General features: G+C 51.7%; 10 protein-coding genes. 1 reads left to right on the top strand and 9 read right to left on the bottom strand.

Annotated elements, in window-relative coordinates:
* Positions 1 to 7: 7 nt before the first annotated feature.
* The 9 genes from JXO48_11305 to JXO48_11265 form a co-directional block, all read right to left on the bottom strand.
* Positions 8 to 847, bottom strand: a complete 840-nt coding sequence (locus JXO48_11305; protein MBN2284466.1) for a substrate-binding domain-containing protein — start codon at positions 845 to 847, stop codon at positions 8 to 10.
* Positions 848 to 1,207: 360 nt separating this feature from the next.
* Positions 1,208 to 1,747 (bottom strand): bacterioferritin, encoded by a 540-nt coding sequence (locus JXO48_11300; protein ID MBN2284465.1) that lies wholly within the window; start codon positions 1,745 to 1,747, stop codon positions 1,208 to 1,210.
* Positions 1,748 to 1,841: 94 nt separating this feature from the next.
* Positions 1,842 to 2,195 (bottom strand): hypothetical protein, encoded by a 354-nt coding sequence (locus tag JXO48_11295; GenBank protein MBN2284464.1) that lies wholly within the window; start codon positions 2,193 to 2,195, stop codon positions 1,842 to 1,844.
* A gap of 363 nt (positions 2,196 to 2,558) precedes the next feature.
* Positions 2,559 to 3,899: a DEAD/DEAH box helicase gene (locus JXO48_11290; GenBank protein MBN2284463.1), complete on the bottom strand. Its 1,341-nt coding sequence runs from the start codon at positions 3,897 to 3,899 to the stop codon at positions 2,559 to 2,561.
* Between the two features lie 516 nt (positions 3,900 to 4,415).
* The gene (locus tag JXO48_11285) at positions 4,416 to 6,533 is read right to left on the bottom strand and encodes a hydantoinase/oxoprolinase family protein (GenBank protein ID MBN2284462.1); all 2,118 of its coding nucleotides are present in this window, start codon (positions 6,531 to 6,533) and stop codon (positions 4,416 to 4,418) included.
* The gene (locus JXO48_11280; GenBank protein ID MBN2284461.1) at positions 6,530 to 8,344 is read right to left on the bottom strand and encodes a hydantoinase B/oxoprolinase family protein; all 1,815 of its coding nucleotides are present in this window, start codon (positions 8,342 to 8,344) and stop codon (positions 6,530 to 6,532) included. The genes JXO48_11285 and JXO48_11280 overlap by 4 nt, the downstream gene beginning before the upstream one ends.
* Positions 8,345 to 8,469: 125 nt before the next feature.
* Positions 8,470 to 9,906 carry an aspartate aminotransferase family protein gene (locus JXO48_11275; protein MBN2284460.1) on the bottom strand — a complete coding sequence of 479 codons (1,437 nt, stop codon included), beginning with the start codon at positions 9,904 to 9,906 and terminating at the stop codon, positions 8,470 to 8,472.
* 67 nt (positions 9,907 to 9,973) lie between these two features.
* Positions 9,974 to 11,692 carry an SCP2 sterol-binding domain-containing protein gene (locus JXO48_11270; protein MBN2284459.1) on the bottom strand — a complete coding sequence of 573 codons (1,719 nt, stop codon included), beginning with the start codon at positions 11,690 to 11,692 and terminating at the stop codon, positions 9,974 to 9,976.
* A 14-nt stretch (positions 11,693 to 11,706) separates the two neighbouring features.
* Complete coding sequence (locus JXO48_11265; GenBank protein ID MBN2284458.1) at positions 11,707 to 12,306, bottom strand: TetR family transcriptional regulator; 600 nt, start codon at positions 12,304 to 12,306, stop codon at positions 11,707 to 11,709.
* A 142-nt stretch (positions 12,307 to 12,448) separates the two neighbouring features.
* On the opposite strand from JXO48_11265, the gene JXO48_11260 reads away from it, so the two are divergent.
* Positions 12,449 to 13,297, top strand: coding sequence for an SDR family oxidoreductase (locus JXO48_11260; GenBank protein MBN2284457.1), 849 nt, complete (start codon positions 12,449 to 12,451; stop codon positions 13,295 to 13,297).
* The last annotated feature ends 282 nt before the right edge of the window (positions 13,298 to 13,579 follow it).

Raw genomic sequence — 13,579 nt, 5'->3', positions numbered from 1 at the left:
TCCCCCGTTATTCACCGGCATTCGGTGTGAACAGCTGCTTGCCCATGAGTTTGAATTCACCGATGCTCTTCTGGACTTTCGCCGATGCTATCCATTCCCTGAACTTCGTCGCCAGGTCATACTTCACATTGTCACACCGCTTCGGATTCACAGCAATGACACTGTACTGATTTCTCAGCGATCTGTCACCCTCAACCAGTATGATCAGGGGCGGATTCCCCTTCCAGTTATCCTCATACTTGATAAAGGTCCCCCGGTCCGTCATGGTATAGGCATCGCGCTCTGCCGCGATGTTGATCGTGTTGAGCATGCCCTGACCTGTCTGGATATACCACTCCTCTTTGTCAGGAACGGTAATTCCCGATTCACTCCAGAGCTCGAGTTCCTTTTTGTGGGTCCCCGAATTATCGCCTCTGCTGGCGAAACGCGCCTTCTTATCCACAATGGTCTTCAGCGAGTCGACCACACGTTTCCCCCGGATACCGGCAGGATCAGCGGGGGGTCCGATAAAAACGAAATCGTTGAACATGATCTGCTGCCGGTCAACGCCGTATCCATCGGCGACATACTTCATTTCGGCATCCGGCGCATGAACAAGCAGTACATCCACATCGCAGTTCTTGCCCAGTTCAAGGGCCTTGCCGGTCCCCACCGAGACCCACTGCAGTTCAACCCCCGTATCGGCCTTGAACTGGGGGACCAGGTAGTCCAGGAGACCTGTGTTATCCGTACTCGTTGTGGTGGCCATTCGCAGAACCGGTTCATCGGACCAGGCGGTCACGCCGAATCCGACGGTCACTGCAATGATCAGCATTAATGCGGTGATAATCTGACTCATGTGCTTCATACGTTTACACCTCCTTTTCATACTGTTCGTTATCTTATGATTTCAACCACCTTCTGTTGCATAAACGGCAGGACATCCCTACCATCCCTTTAAAAAGCAAGACGCAATACCAAACATGCATCTCGAAAAGTTACATATACTAACTATTTATTACAATATCAAACGCAAAAAAGGTCGGGGTACCGACCTTCTTCATAACGTTCCGTCGCTTTTCCAGTGTGTTTCGTTGGGGTCTTGAGAGATGTCGGGACACAGGGGAATATGTCCCGTTCGTAGAAGAACGCAACAGCCCCTTTCCCCCCGACACCGGGAGGGAAAGCGGCTGCAACAAGTTTTTCCAGAGGCGACCGCCAGTTGATATCAGGCGTCGCCTCCCTGGTTCGCGACGAATCCCTGGCTCTGAAGCCCTGTCTCAGCCGGCGTGCCGGCTTTCTGGGCAAGGTAGGCGGGGCCGAGTTTCTTGACGTGCTCGCTCACATTATCGAAGTAATTGAAGTGAATCTGCTCTTCATCAATGATGGTCTCAAAGAGCTTCATGCTGATACTGTCACCGTTATCGCGGCAGACCAGGAGGAAATCATTGTAGGCATCCATGGTCTCGTCCTCGAGCCGTGCATCGAAAGGAAAGACCGCCTCGACACCCTGCCCTTTTTTGACCTTCCCGGCGGATTCCGTCGTCGGTTCACCGCCCAGTTCCTTAATCCGCTCAGCGAACATTTCCGCATGGCGCATCTCATCGATCGCTATGAGCTTCACCTTTGCGGCCAACTCACCATAATCCATGTCGTCCAGGTTATAGTGCTGGTTCATGTACTGGTGGATCGCCTGCAGTTCCATCGCACGGGCCTTGTTCAGAACCTCGATGACCTCGTCTTTCCTGTTCTTGACTTTACGAACCATCGGACACCTCCCTTTGAAGATCCTGCTGTGGGTTCATGCTTCACATCCGCCGGTCAAACCCCGGGGTGTCGCCGCAGAATCGTTGTTCGGGTGTTTATTCTTCAGATTCCGTTTCAGCCGCGGCTTCTTTCTTTTTCTTCTTCTTTTCCTTTCCCTTTTCGGCTGCTTTCTGCGATTCTTTTTCTTTCCCCTCCTTCTTCGTTTCTGTTCCAGCCTGCCTGTCGGCCTTCATCTTCGCCAACTCCTCGGTCCTCATCCCGATGGCAGCGATCACCTTCAGCTTGGCGTTCATCTTCCTCATCTTTGCCCGTATTTCCTTGACACGGGTATCTTTCTCGATCTCCGCTGCCGCGAGGCCCTGCTCTGCCAGAAGGGCCCGTCGCTCCTGCAGTTTTTTCTCGAAGTAGTTTTTGTGTACCAGTACCGTTTCTTTCTGTTTTGAACCCATCCTTTGCAACCTCCCTGAATCCGGCATTCCGGAGTACTTTTTCCACGGACCGGCCGTCACATCGGCGGTGCCGGTCGACCGACAGATCAATGTCCCTGCTTCTATCAGGGTTTCATTATAAAAGCTACTGATATATCGGGATTAATGACCGCCGGAAATCATCCGGCGAGAAACTGTCAGGATTCAGAGTCAGCTGTATGAACCGCCGGGGGCATCACGGAAGGAATGCATCGATCGGCGATATAACCTTCACATATTCTATTCGCCGAACTGGGAATTGTTCACGATCCGAACAGTTGCACTTTTTGTGACAGCATATACACCATCACCGGGCGTAATGTCCAGTTGGTACCCGGCGTTGGATTACCACATTTTGCCGCGGCCGTTGTTTTTGCTGTGGGAGCGTGTGAAGCTGCTATGGAAACGTCCGCCCTGTCGTTTGCCGAAACTGCGAACAAATGTCTTCGCGACGGACTGGGTAGAGCGGAACGCCTCGTCGCTATGATAGGCGTGTTCCATCTCTGCGGGCACCGGCCTACCCAGCAGCCGTTCGATTTCCCGCAGATAGGCCCGGTCTTCGGCACAACAGAACGAAATGGCATCACCGTTCGCCCCCGCCCGGGCGGTCCGCCCGATGCGGTGCACGTAAGTCTCGGCCTCCGCGGGAAGGTCGTAGTTGATCACGTGAGTGATATCGTCCACATCCAATCCCCGTGCCGCCACATCGGTGGCGACCAGTACCCGGTAACGGCCCTGCCTGAATCCATCAAGCGCCCTGGTACGGGCAGCCTGGCTCTTGTTGCCGTGGATGGCGGTGCCGTGGATACCCGCCGCGCACAACTTTTCCGCCACCTTGTTAGCGGCATGCTTCATCTGGGTGAAAATGAGGGCCTTATTGATCGTGGGATCACCCAAGAGGGAGACCAGCAGCGCATCCTTGTTCCTTTTCCCCACGAAGAGCACCTTTTGAGCAATGCTGTCCAACGTGGGTTTGTCGGGCTCGATGGCAACCCGCACCGGGTTGTGGACCATGGTGTAGGCCAGCTCCATTATTTTCGGTACCATGGTTGCCGAGAAGAACAGCGTCTGTCGCTCGGCCGGGAGTTTGGACAATACCCGCTTGATGTCGGGAATAAAGCCCATGTCGAGCATCCGGTCCACTTCGTCGAGAATGAAGACCTCCACCTCATTCAGGTGGATGAAGCCCTGCTGCATCAGATCAAGCAACCGGCCGGGGGTGGCCACGAGTATATCGACTCCCCTGTTCAGGGCCTTGACCTGGTTGACCTGGTTGACCCCTCCGAAGATCACGGTATGTCTGAGACGAAGAAATCGCCCATAGGTCCCGATGCTTTCTTCTATCTGCGCCGCGAGTTCGCGGGTAGGGGCAAGAATGAGAGCTCGGGGTGTCCCTTTCCGGGGACGGTGGGATCTTCCTGAAAGCCTCTGCAGGAGCGGCAAGGCAAAGGCCGCCGTTTTACCGGTACCGGTCTGGGCGCTTCCCAGCAGGTCCCGTCCTTCCAGCAGGTGCGGTATGCACTGTTCCTGGATGGGCGTCGGGGTAATATACCCCTCGGCGGCAACGGCTCGCTGGATCTCCGGGATCAGGGCGCCAAAGACGCCTCGTGAAAACTGTGAGTGGGAGTGATGTGTGGAGGTGGAGGTACTTTCGTGCGCGCGCGGCGCATGTGTGTGTTCTTTCATTTCTTTCCTGGTCCGGCGTTTTACAAATCTCTACCCGCCGGACGCGTGGAAAAGAAAGGACCGCAATGATCGCGGCAATCGGCCATCCCTGTTTGAAAGCCCGGGATGCACTGTTTTAACTTATAAAAAGTCGCTTCATGGGCGGTATGGACACACCCCGCGAAATCGTCATAAGACACCATCTTCGCTGCAGTGCTCATACCGGATCACGAACAAGAACGCAAGAAGAAAATATTTTATTTTACACGTTTGCCTGTCACAAAATGAACAAAGGGGTTGCGGCATGACCCGTAACCCCTTGATTTTCATGGTAGGCGGTACTGGATTTGAACCAGTGACTTCTAACGTGTGAAGGGATTTTTCGAATATAAATATCCTGATTTATTCAATAGTTACACATTTTCTGTGTACGCAAAATACGCCCTGGTGACGGCTTTTTGAACCAAAACCGCTACCAAGACCCACCACCAAATTTTCAGCTTACATCTTATTTATGATCATCCCATGTGTACCCGATCATTTTTTATCCGTGCGCGTTTTTCCCGATGATTGTCCAATTTCAATGAGGTAATTACCGTATTTTGTAATCGATGCTTTCGAGCCCGGCATGATTAGCACCGTGGTCGTTGGTTCCTCAATGATGGCAGGAGCGGGAATCTTTTTACCCGGCTTCAGTTTTGATCCGTCATAGACCGCGGTATCCACTCTTCCTCCAAGTTCGCGGAAATATGCTTTCCTCTTTCCTTTAACAGCGCCATCAGCACTTTTCGAATCTGCAGGCAGTTCCGGCATTGCTACCCGAGTCGGCTTACCGATCGCCACGGCGCGCCAGTATATGAACTCTACGGGTTCTTCAGGTGCTTTCACCGTGAAGACCTTCTCGTGGGTATTGTGGAAATCGTTCACCAGCCGTTCAAGTTGATTCTGACCGCTGATTCTATTGCTGCGCAGGGGTATTGGGATGTCCCATACCTGGTTGGGGTACCGTGCATCCGTATAAAATTTTATTTTGCGTAATTTCTTCGGCACCCCCATGCGCTGCAGGAAGTCCGCTGCCTGTTTTTCCAGGTTCTCCAATATCTCACCGATGCCTTCATAGTCAAAAGTCCCACTTTCTGTGAATTTGCTGGCGCTGAACTCTGAAGTGATCTCCGCGAAGGCTCCTCCATAGGCACTGAGAACACCAGCCACCCGCGGGATTAACACTTTCTTCACGCCCAGATCCGAGGCAATAGCCCCTATATGCAGGCCTGCCGCGCCTCCACCGGAAACGATCATGTACTCACGCGGATCAATGCCCTTCCAGATAGTGATATCCTGTATCAAATTGCACATCTCAACGTTCACCGCCCCCCAAATGGCATAGGAAGCTTCATCCACTGAGAGTTTTAAAGGTTTCGCAACGCTTTTATTAATAGCTTCTGCAGCCAGGCCGGCGTCAAGTTTCATTTTTCCACCGAGGAAGAAACCGGGGTCAAGATATCCCAGAGACACATTCGCGTCGGTGACTGTCGGCTCGGTACCTCCTTTGCCATAGCAGGCGGGACCGGGCATGGCCCCTGCACTTTTTGGACCGACATGCAGTAACCCACCGCTGTCCACCCAGGCTATACTGCCTCCGCCGGCACCGATTGATTTGCTGTCGATCTTATTAATGCCCAGCATATGGGTGTCCACCAGCGATTCACGGGTAACGGCCAGTTCACCGTTCGTGATGCAGGCCACATCAAAACTTGTTCCTCCCATATCCGTGGTAATGATGTTATCAACCCCGAATTCATGTCCCGCGATCAGTCTCCCGGCACTCGGCGCCAGTGCCGGCCCGCAATCCACGCTGTAAACAGGCCTTTTAACAAGCTCATCAACCGACACGACACCGCCGCTTGAGGTAAATAACGAAAGCTCCCCCTTGTAGCCTATTTCAGCCAGCCGTTTTTGTAACATGGCTACATAGCTGCTTATAAGCGGCTTTAAAGAAGCATCTATGGCAGTCGATGACGTTCGCCTGTATTCTCTGATGCATGGATTTACCTGGTGACTCAGGCTATAGGGAATACCCGGCCAGACTTCCTCAATGAGTTCTCCGATTCTCAGCTCGTGCGCGTTATTTGCTATCGACCAGAGTAATGCAACGGCTATGGCATTTACTTTGAAGCCTTTCAGCTTTTTAATGGCATCACGCACCTCTTTTTCATCAAGGGGCCTCTCAATTTCACCTTCAGAATTCACCCTCTCCGTAACGGGCACGGTCAGGTATCGTGGAATATAGGGAAGCGGATACTCCATTTGCCAGTTGTAGGGTTCCTCCTTGCCGCCCTCCCGTCCGGTCAGGACATCACGAAAACCATGTGTGCAGATGAGTCCGGTCTTCGCAACCTTTCCCTCAATGATGGCATTGGTGCTTACCGTGGAACCATGTGCAAAGTAGCCTCCCGCCGAGGTGCTGCATTCCTCCATGAATCTTTCCAGGGGAATTTTGTAGGAACCGGCCGCCTGTTTGAGAACGTCGATAAATGCATCGGCATAATTATCCGGAGTGGTCGGCGATTTATATATATTCACATGTCCTTTTCTGTCTACTACAACAAGGTCGGTAAATGTCCCTCCGATATCGATACATAATCTGTAACTCATTTTACGGCCTCCCTGTTCTTTTTGAGTTCCTTTCGTAATGTTTTGGTGGCTTTAAGGTCAACTGCATACAGCTCAGGCCCGGTATCAAGGACAACACCGTAGACCTCCCGCGCCGCTTCCAGAGAAACGTATTCCTCGCGCACATCATATCTGACCCTTTCAGGATCACGCTCGAGAGGATCCCCGAAACCACCGCCGCCGCAGGACTCCGATACCAGCATTTCCGTCGGCTGCACCATTTCCAATGAGATTTTGGGCAAATCGGTTTTGGACTCCTCACCCTTACTGATATCGTATTTCCATACATCGGAAGGCCGTCCTGCCTGTCCACCGTTCACGCCCTGGGCAGGATTGTAGTGCCCATCGCTGATAAAACCCCATGAACCGGCGTCATGCCGTGGACGTTGACGGCACTCTACACCGGGTGCGCCACGCCACCGGCCTGCTCCTCCCGAATCCGTGATGAGCTCGTGTTTTTCAATGAGAATAGGTAACGCCAGTTCGTCCACTTCCGCCGAGTCGAGATGGACGACGCCCCCGGTCACAGGTATTCCATAACCCAGCCACCCATCGTAACCGTAATGCCCGGGACCACCCATAGCACCCATAATAAGCTGGCGAACATAGACAGCATTGTTTCTGCGCCAATCCACGCCGAAAATGCTCCCTGCGGCAGCAGGCATGCCCAGCCCGCCATCCGCCAAGCCCAGATCATCCCGCACCTTGGCAAAACAGGACTGGACCACATTAATCACGCGATCAGCAATGTTTGTGCTTGCCATTGAAGCGGAAACGGGGTGAGGTACCCGACCGACCACGCTTCCCTCACGCATGGTAATTAATATACGGCTAAAGGCACCCCAGTTATGGGGGAGCGTGGGATCAAGGTTGTTCAGAACGCCGGCGACGGCACAGGCTATAACGGATGCCTCAGACATGTTTAATCCGGCAGGTATGCAGTCGATGTTATCGGTGAAATCAAGCTTGATATAAGCCTCTTCAGGATCTATCTCCATCCTGACTCTGACGGGCACTCCATCGGGGACGACGAAAATAAGCGGGTCATGCCGCGTCTCATTCTCCCAGACACCTTTGGGAAGGGCCCGTATTGCTTCGATCATCCTTCGTTTGCCATACTCCTGCCATTGCTCGGCAAAGGCCATCACGACATCGAGGCCGTATTTATCACACATTTCCATAATTCTTTTCTCGCCCGTCCTCACCGCGCCGAGCTCTGCCAGATAGTCACCGTACCATTGCTCAGGTGCGCGTATCCTGACTTTGGCCATCCTGATTATGTCCTGCTCGTCCTTGTAGTTCTGCTGTATGCGGACGCAGGGAAAGACAATGGCGCCTTCATCGTAAATATCCCTGGCAAAGGGAACATATGCGGATGGGTCATGGTTACCGATGTCGGCCTGGTGTGCCCTGGCAATGGTGGTAAAAATATGCTTTCCTTGATAAAATACGGGTACCATTAACGTGTGGTCGGCGTTATGGTTGTTTCCGTGATAGGGTGAGTTATGGATGAAACAGTCACCCGGACGAATGTCGTCAGAGACATCGGTCATGTACTTCGCCGCCAGTCCCGCCCCGCCGATGTGGACGGGCAAACCTTCATCAAGGCATACCATTCTCGCCTGCGCGTCGGTTATGCCACAGGAGAAGTCCTTCGCCGTATTGATGTTCCCCGAGCGGCCCGTGCGTAACATCGTATTTGCCATCTCGCGGCTGATGGCCTCGAATCTTTTCGATAAGACCACCATCAATAACGGGTCTATTTTTATTGCTTTGCCTTTTTTCGCCGTCATACCTGAACCTCCCATCTCAATTATTTTCTCATACAGTTAGGGCAGCCTTCAGTATTTGACCCGGTGTTCCGGACAATCCATTGCCCTATGCCGTTGGACTTTCTTTCATTTTGATACATTGCTTTTCATGAATGAAAGAGTTCATTGATGAAGTGAATCAGTACACGCTCGCGTAATTCAGCAGGCAGTATGTTGAGAATCTCATTAATATCCGCCATGCTCTCCGGCAGCTGATTGCCTTCAACGCCTACCATGCCCATCAGATGGGAGATATCCTCATCCCCTATCACTTCCCCGGTGTTGCTTATAAGTATCTGCTTTACATCGTTTACAAAATTGCTTGAGCTGATTGTTTGTGCCTTTTCAACACTTGCACGCAGGTCGGACAGGAATTCATCTATAAGACCGGCGTTTGATTCGTTTATCGAAATGTGAATGTTCTTTTGTGAACCTTCGCATTCAAGCTGCGGTTGGATGTACCAACCATGCTTTTTCATCTCGTCAATAATATGAAATACATTGATGGTATCCGACGTGAATGAAAACATGCACATGTCGGGTCGAGCCATAATGCGGAGTCCCTCGATTTCCTCTATGCCGGCGACCATTTTACGGGTTGCTGCAAGGGTATGACGTGCAATCTCAAGGTATCCTTCGTCACCGATGAAATGAAGAACGGCCCATGCGGCGGCCAGAGGTCCTCCTGACTTACTGCTTTGTGCCGCAGTGTTGACAACGGTATACCCGGGCCAACGCGAGCAAGCGAAAAGCTGGTATTTCCGCAGTTCCTTCGTGCGATAGAAGACCATGGAGGCATTCTTCGGTGTGTATGCGTATTTGTGCAAATCCATCGATATCGAAGTTACACCTGGGACACCGAAGTCGAAGTCCGGAATCGGTTCCCCGAGGCGCCGGAAATAGGGAAGCATGAATCCGCCGACGCAGGCGTCCACGTGAAAGAGCAATCCCTTTTCCAACGCCAAAGCGGCAATATCCGCGATCGGATCTATAACACCGTGGGCATATGACGGGGCCGAACCGACGAGAAGAATTGTGTTCGGACCGATTGCTTTGGCTATTTCACCGGCATCGGCCCTGAAGGTCTTGCTGTCAACGGGAACTCTCACGGGGCGTACATCCAAGTACTCTGCCGCCTTGTAAAAGGCAGCATGCGCCGTCATGGGCAGAATCATTTCCGGTTCTTTGATATGGGGTTTCCGAGCCCTGAAGTAATCACGGGCTGTTTTTACCGCGAGAATGATGCTCTCCGTGCCCCCGCTCGTGAAGTTTCCGACAACGTCGGCATCTCCGTTTAAATGGGAGGTTGCCATTGATACCAGATCGTTTTCGAGGCGCAGAAGGCTTTGGAAGATCGTGGGATCAAGGCCGTTTTCCGTGAGAAACATCATGTACGCTTCTTTTCCCACCGCTTCTGCCTCACGCCCGGCGTCATATATGTAACCCATAACCCGCCCGCTGCGCCAATTCACATCATCGGAACGATATTCTTCCAACAGATCAAAAAGCTCTTTTTTCCGCATCCCTTTCTTCGGGATTTTCATGGTTTGCACCCCCTTTCTTTCTACATGACGGACTAATCTCCGGACCGGCCGGTTTCAAAGCCTCCGCTCACTTGAGAAATCTGGCCGGTATCCGTTGGCGGGCGAATATGTCTGCAATGGTTTCTCGTTCCTGGACGATATCGACCTTGCTACCATTGACCAGCACCGAGGCAGGGCGGGGGATACTGTTGAATTGGTTTGCCGCGACCTGGTTGTAGGCACCCACATCGAGAAAGATGAGAAGGTCACCCCGTTCCATGCGGGGCAATCTCCTCCGGGGCTGAATTATATCTCCGGAACAGTTGGGACCGACCACATCGGCCACTTCCTCTGCCCGTGCCCGTGCCCGGGCTCCTGCCAGCAGATGGTAGCTCATGCCGTTGTGACGTTCCACCGACGGCAGGAAATTGCAGGAGGCGTCAACATGGACCCACGTACCGATGCCGGGTGTGCGTTTCACGTTCCCGACACGACTGATCATGACTGTCGTTGTCCCGATGAGATGACGCCCCGGTTCGATCCACAAACGGGGATGGGGGAAATTAAAATCCCTGCACCCCTGACGGATTCCCTCGCCAACCTGCCGGGCATAGTCTTCAATCGGCGCCGCCAGCTTTGACAGGTCATGGCTTGAAGGATCGCGTTTTTCGGCAAAGCCCCCGCCGAGGTCCAGAATGTGCGCAGTAATGTCTGTATCACGCCCGAATCTGCTGCACAGCTCCACCATGTCGTAAGCGTATCCGTACCAGTGATCGGGAAGATGCACGTCTCTACCAATATGTGAATGAATTCCTTCTATCATGACATGAGGAAACTGGTGCGCAGCGTGCGCTATTTCCACTGCCTCGTCATAGGTAACACCGAACTTCAGGTTGAGGACTTCCAAGGGGAGAGTGATCCCCGGGGCAAAAGTCGACTTTACGGATTTAAGACTCGGCAGTTCACACTTGACCCGTATGAATGCTTGAACCTGCCTGTTGTACTCACGGGCAAGCGCCTCGACGATGTATAAGTCATCCAGATGATCCAGGGTGATACGCATGCCGATTTCAATGGCCATGCGAAAAGCCTCTTCGCTCCGGTCGGAACCGTTCAAAACAAAAAGCTCGGGGTCCGCCCCCGAAATAAAGGTGGCATAAATTTCTCCAGGACTGAAACAATCTCCTCCCACACCTTCTTCGTTCATGATCTTCCGAAAGGCTAACGTGGTATTTGATTTAATGGCCCACATCACGTTGACTTCATTTTCGGTATAGGCGTTGATGAAAGCCGCTTTGACCGTTCTGATATTTTCGCGGAGTTGTTGTTCCGAGGTGACAAAGAGAGGCGTTCCGTATTCTTTGGCCAGGTCCGTACAATCGCAGGATTCAATCATGAAGTGACCGTTCTCATCGACAGTGAAATGTGTTCCCAGGGTGTCAACGATCCACGAAGGGTCCTTAATAACAACCAGGTCCGAAACGTACGTGTCGAAAAGGCTCATGGCGGCCAGGGCCGCTCCCATATCCCCTTCAACCGAGAGCTTCTTGGCAAGGAAAAGGGCAACGGGATCGGCCATACCGGTGGCAATACCGATCCATTCTTCTTTCCCGGTCTTGATCACGGCATCGGTATTTTTTTTCAAGGAGTCTGTTACAGAACACCCGCCACCGCGAACGGAAAGGGTCCATTTGATGTCCTCGATATCAAAGCCGAGGACAACCGTGATGGTGGCATCCGCTTCGCCGGACCGGAACCGTGCCGGCATCGTTTCGAAAATCTCACGGATAACGGTGTCTGTTCCCATCCATTTCCTCCTCGTTATTGTTGTTTGAGTATTGTCAGGGCCTTTTCTTTCAAATACAGACCGAGTTCACGGTACGTCCTCCTGCCGCCGCTGATGTTCCGGTAAAAACTGAGTCCTTCCACGAGTGCGATGATGAAGTCGGCATCCTTTTGAGGTTCCGTTTCTGCAATGATTCCCTCTTTCATGCACATTTCAATTTCATGGATCAGGTAGTTTCGAAAGCGCATGTACATCTTTTGAAATCGGACCTTTACCCTTTCGTTTCTGAGACTGAGGTAGTAGCACGCGTAAAAGGCCTTGGTGTCTACAAGACTGATCCAATCAACTCCGAAAATAGTGTTGAGGAGCGCTTCAAACCGCTGGGCCGGATCGTGAATTTCATCGAGTTTTTTAACAAAGGTCGTCTCATACTGCTCCAATATGAAATCCACCAAGGCTATGATCATTTCTTCTTTTGAACTGAAATAATGGATCAGAAGGCTGGGGTGGGTTCCCATGCGGTTTGCGATTTTCGCGATGGATGCCCCCTCAACTCCCTCATCGACAATGACATTCTGAAAATGCTCGAGAATTTCCTTCCTTCGAATTGGTGCTTTATCTTTTTTCCGTGCCATGATATCCTCAGAATTAATTAAATGAACGTTCAATTAATTAATAGATGAGTCGGATTGTGTCAAGATATTTTTTCAGCAGGACCGTAGTGATGAATAACCTACTTGAATTGCTGGGTATTATTGGGGCATGGAGGTAACGGATATGAGATTTGAAAGTTTTTTCCGGGGTAAGAAGGTACTCATAACCGGCGGGTCCAGCGGCATCGGTCTTGCGCTGGCTCAAAACCTGTCTACTCAGGGGTGCCATATTCATCTCTTGGCACGGAACCGTGAAACGTTGGATAGTGCCCTGGAAATCATCAGAAGCATTCAAAACAATCCGAGCGTACATATCGGGGCGGTTTCAGCCGACGTCCGGGATCCCGATTCGATCAATGAAGCCATAGACCGGATGAGTCGAGATGCGGGCCTCCCCGACTTTGTAATTAATTCTGCAGGTGTTTCGCATCCCGGTTGTGTTCAGGATCTGGATCTGGAAATATTCAGACGGACGATGGATGTCAATTATCATGGAACCGTACATGTCACCAAGGCAGTCTTGCCGGGGATGATTGAACGGGGGTCCGGTCATATTATAAACATATCATCGGTTGCAGGCTTTCTCGGAGTTTTTGGATATACGGCTTATTGTGCTTCCAAGTTCGCCGTGATGGGTTTCTCCGACACATTGCGCGCCGAAGTAAAACCGCTGGGTATCAGGGTATCCGTCGCACTGCCACCGGATACAGAGACACCGATGTTTGTCAATGCGGAAGCATTAAAGCCTTACGTAACCAAAGCACTGTCGAAAAATGTCAAGGCCATGTCGGCAGAATCGGTGGCTGCCATCATTCTGCGGGATATTGCACGCGGGAAATATCTGATCCTGCCCGGGTTTGAAACCAAAATGCTTTATTTTCTCACAAGAATATCGGGCACCATGATCTATCCGATCATGGATTATCTCATAGCCAGGGCCGCAAAAACGACTGAACGGAAAAATTTTAAATAACGTCTCACTCATATCATTAAAGGTTTGGATAGTAATCGAAGATATGCATAAAACCGGGAAAGAGAGCTTGCGGGGCTGTGACTCTCATTCTCTGAAACCAATCCTGAAGCCGCATCAAGGCTTGAGGAGACCTTCTCTAACGCTACCGGTCACAAAATGTGGTCACATACAAAGAAAAAGGGGCTCCGGGATGACCCGTAACCCCTTGATTTTCATGGTAGGCGGTACTGGATTTGAACCAGTGACTTCTACCGTGTGAAGGTAGCACTCTCCCGCTGAGTT

It is taken from the genome of Deltaproteobacteria bacterium (assembly GCA_016933965.1).
Taxonomy (GTDB): domain Bacteria; phylum Desulfobacterota; class Syntrophia; order Syntrophales; family UBA2210; genus JAFGTS01.
This window is presented reverse-complemented; position numbering and strand designations above follow the sequence as displayed.

Bases quoted from the DNA above. Each gene is read 5' to 3' on its own strand.
- JXO48_11270 (MBN2284459.1), bottom strand. From the start codon at position 11,692: ATGGGAACAGACACCGTTATCCGTGAGATTTTCGAAACGATGCCGGCA.
- JXO48_11275 (MBN2284460.1), bottom strand. From the start codon at position 9,906: ATGAAAATCCCGAAGAAAGGGATGCGGAAAAAAGAGCTTTTTGATCTG.
- JXO48_11280 (MBN2284461.1), bottom strand. From the start codon at position 8,344: ATGACGGCGAAAAAAGGCAAAGCAATAAAAATAGACCCGTTATTGATG.
- JXO48_11265 (MBN2284458.1), bottom strand. From the start codon at position 12,306: ATGGCACGGAAAAAAGATAAAGCACCAATTCGAAGGAAGGAAATTCTC.
- JXO48_11285 (MBN2284462.1), bottom strand. From the start codon at position 6,533: ATGAGTTACAGATTATGTATCGATATCGGAGGGACATTTACCGACCTT.
- JXO48_11300 (MBN2284465.1), bottom strand. From the start codon at position 1,747: ATGGTTCGTAAAGTCAAGAACAGGAAAGACGAGGTCATCGAGGTTCTG.
- JXO48_11305 (MBN2284466.1), bottom strand. From the start codon at position 847: ATGAAGCACATGAGTCAGATTATCACCGCATTAATGCTGATCATTGCA.
- JXO48_11260 (MBN2284457.1), top strand. From the start codon at position 12,449: ATGAGATTTGAAAGTTTTTTCCGGGGTAAGAAGGTACTCATAACCGGC.
- JXO48_11295 (MBN2284464.1), bottom strand. From the start codon at position 2,195: ATGGGTTCAAAACAGAAAGAAACGGTACTGGTACACAAAAACTACTTC.
- JXO48_11290 (MBN2284463.1), bottom strand. From the start codon at position 3,899: ATGAAAGAACACACACATGCGCCGCGCGCGCACGAAAGTACCTCCACC.